At 72.5% G+C, this 16,914-nt stretch carries 17 protein-coding genes; 8 read left to right on the top strand and 9 right to left on the bottom strand.

The window, feature by feature from the left end; translation table 11 throughout:
* Positions 1-33 precede the first annotated feature (33 nt).
* Positions 34-480, bottom strand: a complete 447-nt coding sequence (locus tag H295_RS0137545) for an Lrp/AsnC family transcriptional regulator (RefSeq protein WP_020140508.1) — start codon at positions 478-480, stop codon at positions 34-36.
* A 94-nt stretch (positions 481-574) separates the two neighbouring features.
* Between H295_RS0137545 and H295_RS0137540 the strand changes: the two genes are divergently transcribed.
* Complete coding sequence (locus tag H295_RS0137540) at positions 575-1,060, top strand: rhodanese-like domain-containing protein (RefSeq protein WP_020140507.1); 486 nt, start codon at positions 575-577, stop codon at positions 1,058-1,060.
* A gap of 92 nt (positions 1,061-1,152) precedes the next feature.
* Positions 1,153-1,668, top strand: a complete 516-nt coding sequence (locus H295_RS0137535; protein ID WP_020140506.1) for an immunity 21 family protein — start codon at positions 1,153-1,155, stop codon at positions 1,666-1,668.
* Between the two features lie 69 nt (positions 1,669-1,737).
* Here H295_RS0137535 and H295_RS0137530 read toward each other — a convergent pair whose 3' ends face one another.
* Positions 1,738-3,429: a DUF885 domain-containing protein gene (locus tag H295_RS0137530; protein ID WP_020140505.1), complete on the bottom strand. Its 1,692-nt coding sequence runs from the start codon at positions 3,427-3,429 to the stop codon at positions 1,738-1,740.
* A gap of 33 nt (positions 3,430-3,462) precedes the next feature.
* Positions 3,463-3,957, bottom strand: coding sequence for an Lrp/AsnC family transcriptional regulator (locus H295_RS0137525; protein ID WP_028810110.1), 495 nt, complete (start codon positions 3,955-3,957; stop codon positions 3,463-3,465).
* Positions 3,958-4,017: 60 nt separating this feature from the next.
* Here H295_RS0137525 and H295_RS0137520 point away from each other — a divergent pair, with 60 nt between their 5' ends.
* Positions 4,018-5,196 (top strand): trans-sulfuration enzyme family protein, encoded by a 1,179-nt coding sequence (locus H295_RS0137520; protein WP_028810109.1) that lies wholly within the window; start codon positions 4,018-4,020, stop codon positions 5,194-5,196.
* Here the strand turns inward: H295_RS0137520 and H295_RS0137515 are convergent.
* From H295_RS0137515 to H295_RS0137505, 3 genes are all read right to left on the bottom strand, one after another.
* A complete protein-coding gene (locus tag H295_RS0137515; RefSeq protein WP_234021771.1) occupies positions 5,174-6,595 on the bottom strand; it encodes a GNAT family N-acetyltransferase in 1,422 nt (473 codons plus the stop codon). The genes H295_RS0137520 and H295_RS0137515 overlap by 23 nt on opposite strands.
* Positions 6,596-6,763: 168 nt before the next feature.
* Positions 6,764-8,350, bottom strand: a complete 1,587-nt coding sequence (locus H295_RS0137510; RefSeq protein ID WP_020140501.1) for an alkaline phosphatase D family protein — start codon at positions 8,348-8,350, stop codon at positions 6,764-6,766.
* A gap of 168 nt (positions 8,351-8,518) precedes the next feature.
* A complete protein-coding gene (locus H295_RS0137505) occupies positions 8,519-9,349 on the bottom strand; it encodes an alpha/beta fold hydrolase (protein WP_020140500.1) in 831 nt (276 codons plus the stop codon).
* Between the two features lie 154 nt (positions 9,350-9,503).
* Here H295_RS0137505 and H295_RS0137500 point away from each other — a divergent pair, with 154 nt between their 5' ends.
* Together H295_RS0137500 and H295_RS0137495 are read left to right on the top strand one after the other, a co-directional pair.
* A complete protein-coding gene (locus H295_RS0137500) occupies positions 9,504-10,388 on the top strand; it encodes an RNA polymerase sigma-70 factor (protein ID WP_020140499.1) in 885 nt (294 codons plus the stop codon).
* Positions 10,389-10,626: 238 nt separating this feature from the next.
* On the top strand, positions 10,627-11,388 hold the full coding sequence (locus H295_RS0137495; RefSeq protein ID WP_020140498.1) for a GntR family transcriptional regulator: 762 nt from the start codon (positions 10,627-10,629) through the stop codon (positions 11,386-11,388).
* Positions 11,389-11,500: 112 nt separating this feature from the next.
* Here the strand turns inward: H295_RS0137495 and H295_RS0137490 are convergent, their stop codons facing one another.
* The 3 genes from H295_RS0137490 to H295_RS0137480 all read right to left on the bottom strand — a co-directional run bounded on the left by H295_RS0137490 (position 11,501) and on the right by H295_RS0137480 (position 14,650).
* Positions 11,501-12,658, bottom strand: a complete 1,158-nt coding sequence (locus H295_RS0137490) for an ROK family transcriptional regulator (RefSeq protein WP_020140497.1) — start codon at positions 12,656-12,658, stop codon at positions 11,501-11,503.
* 145 nt (positions 12,659-12,803) lie between these two features.
* Positions 12,804-13,466, bottom strand: a complete 663-nt coding sequence (locus H295_RS0137485) for a response regulator transcription factor (protein WP_020140496.1) — start codon at positions 13,464-13,466, stop codon at positions 12,804-12,806.
* A gap of 14 nt (positions 13,467-13,480) precedes the next feature.
* On the bottom strand, positions 13,481-14,650 hold the full coding sequence (locus H295_RS0137480; RefSeq protein WP_020140495.1) for a sensor histidine kinase: 1,170 nt from the start codon (positions 14,648-14,650) through the stop codon (positions 13,481-13,483).
* Positions 14,651-14,757: 107 nt separating this feature from the next.
* On the opposite strand from H295_RS0137480, the gene H295_RS0137475 reads away from it, so the two are divergent.
* Genes H295_RS0137475 through H295_RS0137465 form a run of 3 tightly spaced genes read left to right on the top strand, consistent with a single transcriptional unit; the run spans position 14,758 to position 16,910 of the window.
* Complete coding sequence (locus H295_RS0137475; protein WP_020140494.1) at positions 14,758-15,678, top strand: ATP-binding cassette domain-containing protein; 921 nt, start codon at positions 14,758-14,760, stop codon at positions 15,676-15,678.
* Between the two features lies 1 nt (position 15,679).
* Positions 15,680-16,405, top strand: a complete 726-nt coding sequence (locus H295_RS0137470) for an ABC transporter permease (RefSeq protein ID WP_020140493.1) — start codon at positions 15,680-15,682, stop codon at positions 16,403-16,405.
* 58 nt (positions 16,406-16,463) lie between these two features.
* Positions 16,464-16,910 (top strand): hypothetical protein, encoded by a 447-nt coding sequence (locus H295_RS0137465; protein WP_020140492.1) that lies wholly within the window; start codon positions 16,464-16,466, stop codon positions 16,908-16,910.
* Positions 16,911-16,914: the final 4 nt, after the last annotated feature.

Genomic DNA, 16,914 nt, shown 5'->3' with positions numbered 1-16,914 from the left:
CTCAGGGGCTCAGGGGCTCAGGGGCCCAAGGGCTCAGTGGCCCAAGGGCCGTCGCGGAAGAGGCGAGGAGTAGACCACGCTCGTGGTCACCGAGCCCAGCGTGCCGATCCGGCCCGACACCTCCTCCAGATGACGCATCGAGCGGGCCGCGACCTTGATGACGAAACAGTCGTCCCCGGTCACGTGATGCGCCTCCAGGATCTCGGGCGTCACCGCGACCAGGTCGTGGAAGGGCTTGTAGTTGCCGGTCGGGTAGCGCAGCCGGACGAACGCCAGGATCGGCAGGCCGAGCCGTTCCGGGTCCACGACGGCCGCGTACCCCTGGATGACGCCCGCCTCCTCCAGCCGCCGCACCCGCTCGGTGACCGCGCTCGCGGACATCGATACGGCCCGGGCGAGCTCGGCGAAACTGGCCCGGCCCTCCCGCTGGAGGACATCGAGGATCCGCCAGTCGGTGGCGTCCGGGGAATACGTGGTCATGCCCGACAGATAGCAGGGGTTTCCCCGGCGGAGCAAGGTTCACGCCGGGGAATCCCACTTCCCGGCCGTGATCATGGACCGTAGATTTCCTGTCATGACGACAACCGAGACCCTCACCGCCAACCCCGTCCTGCGCGTCGCCCCCGCGGCCCCGGCCGAGGCCGCCGCCCACTTCCGCGCGAGCCTCGCCTTCCACGCGGACGTCTCCGACGTCGCCGCCGCGCTCGGGGCCGGCGGGGACCCGGGCTTCGTCGTCCTCGACTCCCGCTCCACCGCCGCCTGGGACCAGGGCCACGTCCCCGGCGCGGTCCACCTGCCCACCGCCCTCATCCCCGACCAGGCCGGCCAACTCCTCGACAGGGCGGTGCCGGTGGTGACGTACTGCTGGGGTCCGGGCTGCAACGGCGCCACCCGCGCGGCGCTCGCCCTCGCCGAACTCGGCTACCAGGTCAAGGAGATGCTCGGCGGCTTCGAGTACTGGGTGCGCGAGGGCTTCGAGTTCGAGACCTGGGAGGGCCGCGAGCGGCGTCCCGCCGACCCGTTGACCGCACCCTCCGGCGCCGGTGACTGCGGCTGCTGAACCCTGCGCTGCGGCTGCTGAGCCTCGCCGAATTCAGTGGGGTTCCTGTGCAGGTGCAACCCCGGGATTCCGCTGCGTGTAGGTTCTGGCCCATGGTGCGATACGCGGAGCCGGGCGCGGTGGAGTGGGTGGAGTCGGGCGGCGGTCCGCTCATAGCGGTGCCGGAGACCGTGCTCCCGTTCTGGGCGGGCGCCGACGGCGACGAGACGGCCTCCGACTACGACCGGGCCTGTGAAGTCGACGGCTGGGTGGGCCTGTTGCCGGTCGGGGACTCCGCCGCCCTGGTCCTCGGCGAGGAACCCGCCTCGACCTCCTACCTCCCCGACCACGACACGTTCGTACGGTGGTGCGCCGCCGACTCCGAGGACGAACTCCTCGCCGAGGTCCCGGCCGCCCTGGCGACTGCGGTCTGGGAGGAGGAGGTGAGCTGGGCGGTGCCCGGCCCGGTCGTCCTCTTCGACGCTGCCTGGCCCGGCAACGACTCGGTCACCACCGACCACCTCAAGATCTCGCTCGCCCCCGGCCGGTACTCGGTCCGCGCGGCCGACGTGCGCCCCGGTCCCGAGACCTGGCTCGGGCTCGTTCAGCTGCGGCGACTGCCCGACTGACGGTCCGGTCACCCACGCTGTCGAGGCGCGCCCCGGACCACCGGCCCGGGACGCGCCTCGACAGGTGTGTCAGAGCTGCGACAGCTCGTCCACCAGGTCGTCCAGGCCGAGGGAGCCCTGCGACAGCGCCGCCATGTGCCAGGCCTTGAGGTCGAACGCGTCGCCGTGCCGCTCCCGCGCCTTCTCCCGGCCGAGCAGCCAGGCCCGCTCACCGAGCTTGTAGCCGATCGCCTGGCCGGGGATCGTGAGGTAGCGGGTCAGCTCGCTCTCCACGAAGTCCGCCGGGCGGCTGCTGTGCGCGCCGAAGAACTCCTGCGCCAGCTCGGGCGTCCAGCGCTCGCCGGGGTGGAAGGGGGAGTCCGCCGGGATCTCCAGTTCCAGGTGCATGCCGATGTCGACGATGACCCGGGCGGCCCGCATCATCTGCGCGTCGAGATACCCCAGCCGCTGCTCCGGGTCGGTGAGGAAGCCCAGCTCGTCCATCAGCCGCTCCGCGTACAGCGCCCAGCCCTCGGCGTTGGCGCTCACCCCGCCCACCGAGGCCTGGTAGCGGGAGAGGTTCTCGGCGACGTGCGTCCACTGTGCGAGCTGGAGGTGGTGGCCCGGCACGCCCTCGTGGTACCAGGTCGAGACCAGGTCGTAGACCGGGAACCGGGTCTGTCCCATCGTCGGCAGCCAGGTGCGGCCGGGGCGGGAGAAGTCCGGCGACGGGGCCGTGTAGTAGGGAGCCGCCGCGCCACCGGGCGGGGCGATGCAGGACTCCACCTTCCGCACCCGCTCGGCGAGTTCGAAGTGGGTGCCGTCGAGCGAGTCGATCGCCTGGTCCATCAGGCCCTGGAGCCAGTCGCGGACCTCGTCGACGCCGTCGATGTGCTTGCCGTGCTCGTCGAGGTGGGCGAGCGCCACCCACGGCGTCTCGGCCCCGGGCAGGATCTTCTCCGCCTCCTGCTTCATCTCGCCGAGCAGCCGGTGGTACTCGGACCAGCCGTACGCGTACGCCTCGTCCAGGTCGAGGTCGGTGCCGTTGAAGTAGCGCGCCCAGCGGGCGTACCGCTCCCGGCCCACGGTGTTCGGGGCGCCCTCGATCGTCGGCGCGTACACGTCCCGCATCCAGTCGCGCAGCTCCACCACCGCGCCGGTCGCGATGCGGGCGGCCTCGTCCAGCTCCGTACGCAGCGACTCGGGGCCTGCCGCGGCGAAGTCCTCGAACCAGCCACGGCCGTTGCCGTCGGTGTCCGCCCACTCGGTGAGCTGTTCGACGAAGGTGGCGGTCGGGCGCGGCGCCGCGTACAGCTTGCGCTCCAGACCGAGCGCGAGGGACTCGCGGTAGCCGGCGAACGCGGCCGGTACGGCCCGCAGCCGCTCGGCGATCGCGGCCCAGTCCTCGTCGGACTGGTTCGGGGTGAGGGTGAAGACGTCCCGGATGGAGTGCGGCGGCGTGGACAGATTGCCGACCGCGCGCAGGCCCTCGTCGGCCTCGTGCACCGCGAGTTCGGCCGTCAGCCGCTCCCGCAGCAGCCGGGCGCACCGGCGTTCGATGTCACTGTCCGCGCCGGGCTGCCGCTCGGCCTCGTCGAGCCTGGCGAGGGTGGCCCGCAGCAGCTGGGCGAGCGCTTCCTGGCCCGCCGGCGAGGTGTCGGGCAGCTTGCTCGAACTCTCCTTCACTCCGAGATAGGTACCGGTGACCGGATCGAGGGCGATGAGCTCGTCGACGTAGGCGTCGGCGACCTGACGGGGCAGCGGGATCTGGGTCTCAGACATGCGGTCCATCCTCATACGTGGACCGCGTGGGAGTCACCCCGATTCAGCTGTCGGCGTGGCAGGCGGCAGCAGCGGCCCGCAGTCCCACTGCTGGAAGATCAACCGTGTCTCCACCCGGGCCACTTCGCGATGGGCCGTGAACTCGTCGAGGACCAGCCGCTGCAGATCCGTCATGTCCGCGACGGCCACATGGACGAGGTAGTCGTCGGGGCCGGTCAGATGGAATACGGTCCGTGATTCCGGCAGCGCCCGGATCCGCTCCACGAACGGCCCCACCAGCTCCCGCCGATGCGGCCTGACCTGCACCGACAGCAGAGCTTCGAGACCTCGGCCGAGCTTCGCCGGATCCAGCCGCAGCTGATGGCCCAGGATCACCCCGCAGCGGCGCAGCCGGGCCACCCGGTCCAGACAGGTCGACGGGGCGACGCCGACCTGCGCGGCGAGATCGCGATAGGTGGTCCGTGCGTCGTTCTGCAGCAACCGCAGCAGATGCAGGTCCACCGGATCCAGTACGACGGATTCAGCCATCGGCCGAACGTAGCACGGGATTACACCGATGTACGCCGGTGAGTGTTCACCCTGGCGGGCATGGACTCAGCGCGCACACCCACCGCGTCCCGTACCCCGCTGCGAGCACTGGCCACCGAGGCCGTCCACGCCGGCCGCGACGACCTCGCCCGGCAGGGACTGCACGCCCCGCCCATCGACCTGTCGACGACCTACCCGTCCTACGACAGCCGCGACGAGGCCGCCCGCATCGACGCCTTCGCCGGCACCGGCGCCGAACCGGACGGGCCGCCCGTGTACGGCCGCCTCGGCAACCCGACCGTCGCCCGCTTCGAGACCGCGCTCGCCCGACTGGAGGGCACCGAGGCCGCGGTCGCCTTCGCCAGCGGCATGGCCGCGCTCACGGCGGTCCTTCTCGTACGGGCCTCCCTGGGCCTGCGCCACGTCGTCGCCGTACGTCCCCTCTACGGTTGCAGCGACCATCTCCTCGACTCCGGACTCCTCGGCACGGAGGTCACCTGGACCGACCCGGCGGGGGTCGCCGACGCGCTGCGCCCGGACACCGGGCTCGTCCTGGTGGAGTCCCCGGCCAACCCGACCCTGGCGGAGATCGACCTGCGGGCCCTGGCGCACTCCTGCGGCTCCGTGCCCCTCCTCGCCGACAACACCTTCGCCACCCCGGTGCTCCAGCGCCCCGCGGAACTCGGCGCCCGTCTGGTCCTGCACAGCGCCACCAAGTACCTCGGCGGACACGGGGACGTGATGGCGGGCGTGGTGGCCTGCGACGAGGAGTTCGCGGGCCGGCTCCGGCAGATCCGCTTCGCCACGGGCGGGGTGCTGCACCCGCTGGCCGGCTACCTGCTGCTGCGCGGCCTCGCCACCCTCCCCGTCCGGGTGCGGGCGGCCTCCGCGAACGCCGCCGCCCTGGTCCGGCGCCTCGCGGCCGACCCCCGCGTCACCCGGGTCCACTACCCGCGCATCGGCGGGGCCATGATCGGCTTCGAGGTGGCCGGAGACCCGCACGAGGTGATCGCGGGCGTCCGGCTGATCACCCCGGCGGTGAGCCTCGGCAGCGTCGACACCCTCATCCAGCACCCGGCGTCGATCAGCCACCGCATCGTGGACGCGGACGACCGGAGGAACGCCGGGGTCAGCGACCGCCTGCTGCGTCTTTCGGTGGGCCTGGAGGACGCCGAGGACCTCTGGAGGGATCTGGACGCGGCGCTGGACTGCTCCGTCAGGGGCGCGGAGCTGTATTGACCTGCGGTTCCGCGGCGGGGACGGGCTCGGCGTCCACCGGGGCGTCCAGGCGGGCAGTGATCACCAGGGTGCCCTCCTCGATCTGGTAGTCGAGGGGGAGCCCCAGCCCGCGCATGGCCGCGACCATCCCGGTGTTGGACGACTGCGTCACCGCGTACACGCTCTCGCACCCGGCCTCCGCCGCCATGGCGACCAGCCGCTCCAGCAACTCGCCCCCGATGCCCCGACGCTGCCACGCGTCCTCGACGAGCAGCGCGACCTCCGTCTCGTCCCCGTCCCACAGCAGATGCCCGAGCCCCACGATCCGCCCCGACGCGGTCTGTACGGCGAGGGTGCGGCCGTAGCGGGGACTGAGCAGGTGGTTGAGATACCGGTCGGCGTCACCGACGGGTCCGTGGTACCGCGTGCTCAACGTCCGCGGGGAGCACCGCTCGTGCATCTCCCGCGCGGCCTCCAGATCACCGGTGCCGGCCCGCCGCACGGTGATGTCGTGGCCCTCGGGCAGCGTCAGCATGTCCTGGCCGTGCGGGATCCGCGGCCCGAGCCGGGCATCCAGCTCGACCAGGGCGCGGGCCCGGGCGAACTCGGTCGGTGTGAACGGCAGATACGGCCGCTCCACAGTGATGACTCCGCCTTCGGGGGCCCGCAACCGCATCACCGTCTCCTCGAGAACTCCCTCGACCGGCACGCCCTCCGGTCCGCGGCCACCGCCCACCGGCATGGCCGGCAGCGAGCGGATCGTGCACCGGCCGAGCAACTGCCTGAGCGCCAGCGGCAGTTCCGCCGCGTCCAGCGCGGTACGGGTGGCCAGGCCCAGCACCCTGGTCGGCGCGTCCACCAGGTCATGGGCGTCGGCCCGCTCGATCCAGGTGTCCGCACCGCCCGCTCCCGAGACGGCCCGGGTGAGCTCGGAGCCCTCGAGTGCCCCGGGGGCGCGCAGCAGGAACTCGTCGACGGTGCCCTGCGCCAGCGGATGGGTCTGGAGGCTCAGGATGTCCACCCGGTGCCCGGCGAGTGCCGCGCAGAGGGCGGCCAGCGAGCCCGGCTCGTCCTTCACCGTGGTCCGCATCCGCCACAGCGTGCTCTCCCCGGCCACGGGGTCCGCGCCCGCCGACTGGTCGGACGGCCCGGCGGACGCGCCCTCCAGCGGCCGGGCGCCGGTATCGCTCGTCGGCGGCGCGTGGCCGTGGCGGCGTGCCCACCAGGTGTGGAAGCCGGCCGTGGCCGCCAGGGCGACCGCCGAGATCACCAGCAACGCCGTACCGTCGGGGCCGTGCCCGATCAGGTTCGCCACGGTGTCCGCCACCGCCACGGCCGTGAACAGGGCCGCGAGTTCGATCAGGTCGCGCCGCCAGTGGTGCACGGGGCGACCGTGCTGCGCACGGGTCACATCAGACATGTTTCGAGTCATGCAGCCACTGTGAAGGAGTGGTGTTGCGTGATCACGAACGCATTGTGACTGGGCGGTAAAGTGTGGGTCCGTACGCTTTGTCCCCTTTTCAACCGTTCATGGGTCGCGCACCGGGGGATGACGCCGGTGCGCGACCCGCCGTCGAGGGTACGGGAGTTACTGGCCCACGCGGCCCGGCTGGAGCACCTGGGTGAACAGCACCGCGCCGTCCGCCTCGCGCAGCCGTACCGTCAGCTCGCCGCTGTGGCCGTCGATGTCGACCTCGCCGAAGAACTGGTAGCCGCCGGCGGGGGAGACGTTCGAGGCGGTCGGCGCCTTCACGAAAACCCGCTCCGGGCCGAAGGTGCCGTCGAGCGCGCTGGCCGGGAAGGCGCCCGCGTTCAGCGGACCCGAGACGAACTCCCAGAACGGCTCGAAGTCCGTGAACGCGGCCCGCGAGGGCTGGTAGTGCTGGGCCGAGGTGTGGTGCACGTCCGCGGTCAGCCACACCGTGCCAGTGATCCGGCGGTGCTTGACGTACCGCAGCAACTCGGCGATCTGGAGCTCACGCCCGAGCGGCGCACCCGGGTCGCCCTGCGCCACCGCCTCGATGTTCGGCTTGCCCTCCGTGGCGTCGGGCACGACCAGGCCGAGCGGCATGTCGGAGGCGATCACCTTCCACACCGCCCGCGAGCACGACAGCTCGCGCTTGAGCCACTCCAGCTGCTCCCGGCCCAGGATGCCCTGCGGGTCCACGGTCTGGTCGTCGGGGGAGTTGGCGTTGCGGTACGTCCGCATGTCCAGCACGAACACGTCGAGCAGCGGGCCCTGGTGCAGCACCCGGTAGACCCGGCCGTCCCGCGCGCCCGGGCGGAGCGTGGAGATCGGGAAGTACTCGCTGAACGCGCGCCGGGCCCGGCCCGCCAGTACGTCGACCCGCTTCTCGGTGTAGCGGGTGTCGGAGTCCAGGATCGTCTGGCCGGGGTACCAGTTGTTGCGGACCTCGTGGTCGTCCCACTGGATGACGGACGGGACCTGGGCGTTGAACGCCCTGAGGTTGTGGTCGAGCAGGTTGTAGCGGAAGTTCCCGCGGAACTCGGCCAGGGTCTCGGCGACCTTGGACTTCTCCTCGGTGGTGATGTTCCGCCAGGTGCTGCCGTCGGGCAGGGCGGCGGTCGACGGGATCGGGCCGTCGGCGTAGATGTTGTCGCCGCTGCACAGGAAGAAGTCCGGGTCGAGCTTCGCCATCGCCTGGTAGATGGTGTAACCGCCGACGTCGGGGTTGATGCCCCAGCCCTGTCCCGCGAGGTCACCGGACCACAGGAACCGCACTCCGTCCCTGCGCTTGCCGGACACCGTACGGAAGGTGCCTGCGACCGGCTCTCCGGTGCGGCGGGGGTCGTCCGGGTCGGCCAGCAGCACCCGGTAGTGGATCTGCTCGCCCGACGGCAGCCCGTGCAGCCGGGTCGTACCGGTGAAGTCGGTGTCCGCGCCGAGGAGCGGGCCGTGCCACCGACGTACGTTGCGGAACGACTCGGTCGCGGACGTCTCCACGATCATCCGGGCCGGGCGGTCGGAACGCACCCACACCAGACCGGAGTCGGAGGTCACGTCTCCCGTCTGCACGCCCCAGCCCGCTCCGGGGCGCCCGGAGAGCGCGAAGGCCGGGGCGGCTCCGGCCGCCGCGGGCAGGGTGAGAGCCGCCGAGGCGGCCAGGGAGCCGCGCAGAACGCTGCGGCGTCCGGGGAACGGACGGTGGGACATGGAGGCGCCTCCAGGGACGGGATCCAGCCGGCAGTGTGCGTTGCCACAACTACTGGGGCGCCGCAGCGCACACGGAAACCGCACGTGAACATCTGGCCCCGGGAACAGGTGAACCCCTGTGCGGAATGCCGATGCCGTCCCTGATCGGCCCGGTGTCCCGGTGAGCCGTCAGCGGCTGCCGTCCAGGATCACGCGCGCGACCAGGGCCGGGTCGTCGTTCATCGGGCAGTGGCCGCAGCCGGGCAGCCGGACGAGCCGGGCCTTGGGGATGATCCGCTTGGCCCGCACGCCCTGGCGGCGCACGAGCAGCATGTCCCGGGTGCCCCAGGCCACGGTCACCGGCAGTCCGGGCACGTCCTCGGTGAACTGGACCGCGGTACCGGACCTGAGCGTCTCGTCGAAGCCCGTGGCCCGTACGAGGGCGAGGGTCTCGGCGACCACGGCCTCGGGAGCGCGCAGGCCCGGGCGTGCGTAGATCGTGCTCGTCAGCATCGTGCGACCGGCCGCGCTGCGTGACAGCCGTTCGACCAGCGGCAGCGGCATCCGGCGGGCGATCTGCCGCATCGTGAGCAGGACGCCGAACGCGTACCGCCGCTCGGCCGGCGACCAGAACCCCGCGGGCGACAGCGCGGTGACGGACCGTACGAGCTTCTCGCGGCCCAGTTCCAGGGCCAGCAGACCGCCCAGGGAGTTGCCCGCCACATGCGGCCGGTCCAGTTCCAGCGCCTCGCAGAACGCCCCGAACACGAATGTCGTCGTGGCCAGGTCGTAGGCGAGCCCCTCGGGCAGCCCCGGCGAGGCGCCGAAGCCGGGCAGGTCCACGGCGATCACGTCCCGCTCCGTGGCCAGGATGTCCACCACCGGATCCCAGGCCTGCCGGTGGTGACCGATGCCGTGCAGCAGGAGCAGCGGCTCACCGCGGCCCACGCGCGCGTACGAGACGGTCACGGGCTGCGGCCCCTTTGGGGAGGGGACCTTGAAGGAGACGGTTTCGGACATGAAGGCTCCTTGGCGGTGGCTCAGGGGGCTACCGGGACGCTGGGCATGCTGGCCGTAGACAGCTTGTCAGCAATTGCTACTCACGGGTAGACCCGCCGGAGTGCCGCTTGGATATCGCCTGGACACCGACCGGCGGGTGGGTTGGGATGAACCGGTGGCCACCGACACCGAGACCGACGTATTCGAAGAACACCGTCCCGTGCTCCAGGGCGTCGCCTACCGCATGCTCGGACGCGTCAGCGACGCCGAGGACGTGGTGCAGGACGCCTGGCTGCGCTGGTCGGCCGCGGACCGCAGCGAGGTGCGCGAGCCGCGCGCCTATCTGGTCCGCGTCACCACGCGCCTGGCGATCGACCGGCTGCGGCAGGTCAAGGCGCGGGGGGAGACGTACGTCGGCCCGTGGCTGCCCGAGCCGTACGTCACCGACTTCGGGGACACCGTGCCCGACACCGCCGAGCAGGCCGTCCTCGCGGACTCGGTCTCCCTCGCCGTCATGGTCGTGCTGGAGTCGCTGTCACCGCTGGAGCGGGCGGTGTTCGTCCTGCGCGAGGCCTTCGGCTACCCCTACGCCGAGATCGCCGCCATGCTCGACCGCGGCGAGCCCGCCGTACGCCAGCTCGCCGGGCGGGCCCGCAAGCACGTCGACGAGCGACGGCCGCGCTACGAGGTCGACCCGGTCCGGCGCCGGGATCTGACGGAGCGTTTCCTCGTCGCCGCGGGCGGCGGCGACCTGGAGGCCCTGATGTCGCTGCTGGCGCCGGACGTGCGGCTCGTCGGGGACAGCGGCGGCAAGACCAAGGCGCCGCTGCGGGTACTGGAGTCCGCGGACCACGTGGGCCGCTTCATCGTCGGCGTCGCCGAGAAGGGCGCCCAGGACCTCACCTGGCGCTTCCTGGAGCTCAACGGAGGACCGGCCGCGCTCGCCCTGTCCGGCGGCAAGCCCGACTCGGTGTTCCAGCTCGACATCGTCGACGGCCGTGTCCAGTCCGTTTACATCATGCGCAACCCCGACAAGCTGCGCTCCCTGCTGAACCTCTGACATTCCGTATACGAGCAGGTCCCCGTTCATGACGGGGCCTTGCCGTCGTGTTGCGCACTCGGTCGAGCGCGAACGCGACGTGAACGTTCACGGCAACGTGCCCGGGAGTTGCTCCGAGGATCGAGGATTGGTCTTGACCAAGGGTGGGGGCCGCCCTATGGTCGCAGAGAAGTGCAACAACCTTTAATAAACAAGGGCGCTAAAACGCCGCCGGACCACGGCGATTGCGGAGGCAAGGGTGGGGACCACGCAGCTCGAAACGGTGCCGGAACCGAAGTACTGGCACCTCAAGACCGTGCTCAGTGAGGCATTGGACTCCGAATTCTCCGTGGGCGAGATCCTGCCCAACGAGCGCGACCTCGCCGCCCGCTTCGGCGTCGCCCGCGCGACGCTCCGTCAGGCCCTGGAGCAACTGGAGCTGGAGGGCAGGCTCCAACGCCGCCGCGGTGTCGGTACGACCGTCGCGCCGCCCCGCGTGGGTGTGGCCGTCGGCACCGAGCAGCAGGCGTGGCCCGGGTCGGCCGGTGACGACTGGCAGACCGTCGACTGCGCCGTGGCGGTGCCGCCCGCCGCCGTCGCCGACGCCCTGGAGACCGGCCGCGAGCAGCCGGTGCACATCGTCCGCCGCTCCCGGGTGACTCACGGTCAGCCCGTCGCCGCCGAACTGCTCTACGTCCCCGAGGCCTCCGTGCCGGAACTCTCCGCCATAGACGCGCCGTCGGGGGCCGCACGCGCGCGTGCCGTGCTGCGCGAACTCCAGCGCCTGGAGCTGGAGAGCCGGGAGAACGCCGTCGAACTCGGCTCGGCCCGCGCGGACGACGCCAAGGAACTCGACCGCCTGCCCGGCGCCCCGGTCCTCGTCGTCACCACCCGCTATCTGGCCGCGGGCCGCACCGCCGCCCTCTCGGTGGCCACCTACCGCGCCGACACCTGCCGGCTGACCTTCGGCGACTCCGGCACGGTCGAGATCCACGAGGGACCGGAACGCCAGGCCTCCTGAAGGCCACGCTCGTGAACACCGCGGCGGCGCCCCGGACCCGGACCCGGATCGGACCCGGGGCACCGCCGCGGGTCATCCGTCGACCGCGCAGGACCGCTCACCGCCGGACCGTTCACCGCCGCGCCGTCACCGTGCCCTCCACCGCGAACAGCTGTGCCTCCACATGGTCGAGGGCGAGGCGCAGCGCACCGGTCGCCACGGCGGCCTCGCCGAGGAGCGACAGGGTCACCTTCGGCGGGCGCAGACAATAGCGGGCCAACTCGCCCCGCAGCGGCTCCAGTACGTCGTCGAGCCCGGTCGCCCAGCCGCCGACCACGACCAGTTCCGGATCGACCGCCAGGACGAGCGCGGCCACGTCGTGGACGAGCCGCTGGATGAAGCGGTCCACGGCCGCCCGGGCCCGCTGGTCGCCCTCACGGGCCTGCGCGAAGACCTCGGCGACCGCCTGCTCGTCGAGCGGGTGCAGGGGTTCGTCCGTGGTCGACAGCAGGGTCTCCGGGGTGACCTCACGCCCCAGCAGGTGCAGCGCGCCGATCTCGCCGGCCGCCCCGCCGTACCCCCGGTGCAGCCGGCCGCCGATCAGCGAGCCCGCACCCGGGCTCAGCCCGGCCAGCACGAACACCACGTCGTCGGACTCGGTGGCGGCGCCCTTCCAGTGCTCGGCGACGGCGGCCGCGTTGGCGTCGTTCTCCACCAGCACCGGGCACTTGAAGGAGCGGCTGAGCCGCTCGCCGAGGCGCAGCCCCGTCCACTCCGGCAGCGCGGCGCACAGCCGTATCGTGCCGTCCGCCTCCACGATGCCCGGAGACGCGACTCCCACGGCCCACAGCGAGTCGCGCGCGACACCGGCCCTGCGCAGCAGTTCGGCGACCGCGGTGCGCAGCCGCTCCAGGCGTTCGTCGGCGGACGCCGTCTCGTCGACGTCCTTGGCCACGGCGCCGAGCACCCGGCCGTCCAGGTCGGACAGGAGCGCGGCCACCCGGTGCGGTCCGATGTCCAGGCCCAGCAGATGGCCCGTCTCGGCCCGGAACCGGAACCGTCGCGCGGGCCGCCCCTGGCGCCGGGCGACGCTCTCGTCGGCGGCCTTCTCGACCACCAGGCCGCCCTCGATGAGCCCTTCGACGACCCCCTCGACCGTCGGCCGGGACAGGCCCGTCACCCGGGTGATCTCCGTGAGCGTGGCACAGTCCGTGGCACGCAGCGCGTGCAGCACCACCGCGGAATTGATCCTCCGCAGCAGCGAGGGGTCCCCGCCGGTCAGCCGCCCCAACGTCCGTCCTCCCAGCTCGTGCGCGTGTTGGGGCGGATCGTACAGGTCGCTGTGACAGGTTGCGCCGGGCGCTCGGCCGTTTTTCGACCGCGACGCCGTGGTGACCCGGTCGCACACCACGGCGGAGCCCCCTGTCGATCTGTGGTCACCCCGGCGCCACGAACCCCGATTCGTACGCCGCGATCACGGCCTGCGTACGGTCCCGCGCCCCCAGCTTCGCCAGCACCCCGCTCACATGCGACTTCACGGTCTCCGTGCCCACGACCAGCCGCTCGGCGATCTCCGCGTTCGACAGTCCGCGCGCCATCAGCCGCAGCACCTCCGCCTCCCGATCGGTCAGCCGGGCCCGCTCCATCGCCGCGCGGGCCGCCAGGTTGCCGCCGTCCTCCCCGTACCGCGCGGCGAGCTGCCGTACGGACGCCGGGAACAGCAGGGACTCGCCCTCGGCGACCAGCCGCACCGCATGCACGATCTCGGCCGGCCGTGCCCGCTTCAGCAGGAACCCGTCGGCACCGGCCCGCAGCGCCTCGTACACGTACTCGTCGTTCTCGAACGTCGTCACCACGAGGATCTTCGGCGGCCGGTCCACCGTCCGCAGCACCGCGCGCGTGGCCTCGATCCCGTCCAGCAGCGGCATCCGTACGTCCATGGCGACCACGTCGGGCCGCAGCTGCCGTACGAGGGGGATCACCGCCGCCCCGTCCGCCGCCTCACCGGCCACCTCGATGTCGGGCTGGGCCTCCAGGACGGCCCGCAGACCGGCGCGGACCAGGGGTTCGTCGTCGACGAGGAGAACGGTGACCGGCATCGGGCCAGCCTAGATCAGCGCAACGGCAGCTCGGCGTGCACCTGCCAGTCGCCCTGGTCGGGGCCGGTGTGCGCGCGGCCACCGAGCAGGGCCGCGCGCTCGCGTATGCCCCGCAGACCGCTGCCCCGGCCGGGGCCGGGAACGCCCGCCGGGGCGGGATTGCGGACCTCGAGGGCGAGTGTCTCCCGCGAGACCTCGACGCGGACCCGGACCGGGACGGCACCCGCGTGCCGCAGCACGTTGGTCAGCGACTCCTGGAGAATGCGGTAGCCCTCGCGCGAGACCGGGCCCTGCACGGTGTCCAGAGGCCCCGTGAACTCGGCGTCCACCTTCGCCCCCGACGCACGGGCGGACTCCAGGAGCCGGTCCGACTCGGCCAGCGTCGGACGGCCGCTCACCGGACCCCCGGACTCGCGCAGGACAGCCAGCACCCGCTCCAGGTCCTCCAGCGCGGCCCGCCCGGTCTCCTCGATGGCGTCCAGGGCGCGGTCGGTGAAGTCGGGGTCGCCCGCCGCGCGGGCCGCTCCCGCCTGGACCACGGCGACGGTCAGCGCGTGCCCGATGGAGTCGTGCAGCTCGCGTGCGATCCGGGTGCGTTCCAGCAGCTGCTCGGTGCGCTCCTCCAAGGCGGCGAGACGGTCGCCCGGGGAGGGGCCAAGCAGCCGCAGCGCGAGCGCGGTGACGAGACGGCCCGCCCCGAACACGGTCGCCGCCAGTGCGGCCAGGGAGAGCGGCGCGAGCAGGATGTGCCACCACCGGTGGCCGCCGAGCAGGACGAGCACGCCTTCGTCCACATCCCGCCCGAACGCCGAGGCCACCAGGTCCACCGTGCTGACCAGCAACTGGACGGAGAGCCACGCCGTCGAGAAGCCGAGCAGCAGCCGCGCCTCCAGCCACAGCACGAGCCGGCCCCGGTCGCCCCAGGACGCGGACGGCGCGACCACGACGGCACTGCTCTCGCTGTCGTGCCGATGCCCCGTCAGCAGCAGCCTGGCCTGCAGTCCCTCCACCGTGCGCATCGCCGGAACGAGGGCGGCCGGGGCGAGCGTCGCCGCCGCCACCAGCCAGGTCCACCACGCCTCCTCGACGAACATCCACATGGCGGGCCACACGGTGGCGATGAACAGATGCAGCCACCGTGTGTACGTCACCGCCCGACCGAACGGGCGCAGCAAGCGGACCATGCGGTCATCGTGCCAGCCGCCACCGACAACGGCCCTCCCCCGCACGGGGGAGACGATCTCCACGCGCGGGGGAGGCCCCGCCCCGCGGCACCGGCGAGGCTGCTGCCATGACCAGCATCGAAGTCCAGTCCCTCACCAAGGAGTTCGGCACCCGACGCGCCGTGGACGACCTCACCTTCCGGGTCCTGCCGGGCCGGGTGACCGGTTTCCTCGGCCCCAACGGCGCCGGAAAGTCCACCACCATGCGGCTCGTCCTCGGCCTCGACCGGCCCACCTCCGGCACGGCGACGATCGGCGGACGCCCCTACACCGCTCTCGCCGAACCCCTGCGCCACGTGGGCGCCCTGCTCGACGCCCGGGCCGCGCACGGCGCCCGCACCGGCCGCGACCACCTGCGCACGCTGGCCACGAGCAACCGCATCCCCGGCCGCCGGGTCGACGAGGTGCTGGAGGCGACGGGGCTGGCATCGGTGGCCCGGCGCCGGGTGCGGACGTACTCCCTGGGCATGCGGCAGCGGCTCGGCATCGCGGCCGCCCTGCTCGGCGACCCCCCGGTGGTCCTCCTCGACGAGCCCTCGAACGGACTCGACGCCGAAGGCATCATCTGGATCCGTGGGCTGCTGCGCCGACTGGCCGGCGAGGGACGCACCGTCCTGGTCTCCAGCCACCTCATGAACGAGACCGCGTCCTTCGCCGACCATCTCGTCGTCCTGGGCCGGGGACGCCTCCTCGCCGACACACCCCTGCGGGAGTTCATCCACGCACGCGTGCAGCCGAGCGTGCTGATCCGCACGCCCGACCCCGGCGCGCTCAGGACGGCCCTGGCCCGGCACGGCCACGACGCCGTGGAACACGAGGACGGGCACTGGAGCGTGCAGCACGCACGCGTGGACGAGATCGGCGCCGTCGTCTCGGCGGCGGGCGTGCCCATCCTCGAACTGGCCTCCCAGGAGGGCACCCTGGAAGACGCCTACCTGGATCTCACGTCGGCCGAGACCGAGTTCATCGCACACCCCCAGGAGGCCTGACATGCCCTTCGCCCCCGTCCTCCACTCCGAGTGGCTGAAGATCCGTACGCTCCGCTCGCTTCTCGGCACCCTGCTCGCCCTGTTCGCCGCGACCACCGCGTTCTCCGCGCTCGCCGGTGTCTCCGACCCCTCCGACCCCGAGTTCGACCCGCTGTTCACGGCACTGTCCGGGGTCATGCCGGGCCAGATCGCGGCCATGTGCTTCGGCGCCATGACGGTGTCCTCGGAGTTCCACGGGGGTGGGCTGCGGATGTCACTGGCCGCGGTGCCGCGGCGCGGGCACTGGTTCGCGGCGAAGGTCACGGCCATCGCCGGGCCCACGCTCGTGGTCGGCCTGGTCACCGCCGTCGCCGCGCTAGTCGTGGCACGTGCCGGTCTCGGCGAGGCGGCGAGTGGCCTCAGCACCGGTGACCAGGTGCGCGCGGTCGTCGGCTGCGGGATCTACCTCACCCTGATGGCGCTGCTGGCGGCCGGTCTCGCGGCGGTGCTGCGCAGTGGGGTGGGGGCGCTCTCGCTCCTGATCCCGTTCGTCCTGGTCGTCTCGTTCGTGATCGGGGACGTGGCCGGCGGGGCCACCGACTTCATGCCGGACCGGGCGGGCCAGATCGTCCTGTACGAGACGCACGACGGACCTCTGGGACCGTGGACGGGACTCGCCGTGACGGCGGCTTGGGCGGCCGCCGCCCTGGCCGCGGGTGCCTGGAGCGTGCGGCACCGGGACGCCTGACCCCGCGGATCGCCTGACGCCCCGCCAAATGTCAGTGGCGGCCGCTTTACTGGATCACATGGACAGCGCGAAGTACCTCGCCGCCATCGACTCGCTGTGCGCCCGCGACCTGACCGCGGCGGACGGCGGGTCGGGCGTGTACCTGTCGGGGCCCGGTTACCGCATCGAGTCGTTAGAGGTGAGCCACGGTCTGCGGGACGGTGACGCGGCGCCGCGCAGGGCCGCCGTGGGGGATTTCCATGCCCTCAAGAGCCGAATAGCCCAGGAGTTGGACCACCGCTGGGGCAGACAGCACCAGCTCTGGGGGATGTGCACGCTGACGGTGCGTCTGGAACGCGGCGAGGCGATACCCGAGCCGTGGAGGCTGACGAGCATCGTGACGGACGATCTGAGCCTGTGGCAGCCCCCGGGATCGGACCGCTGGATCGCCCTCGGAGTGGCCTGCAAGGACGAGTCCGACGAGATCCACGTGCTCGCGGTGGCCTCCGACATCGACCCGGTGTGAGCGA

Origin of the sequence: Streptomyces sp. 351MFTsu5.1 (assembly GCF_000383655.1) — a bacterium.
Lineage (GTDB): Bacteria > Actinomycetota > Actinomycetes > Streptomycetales > Streptomycetaceae > Streptomyces > Streptomyces griseorubiginosus.
This window is presented reverse-complemented; position numbering and strand designations above follow the sequence as displayed.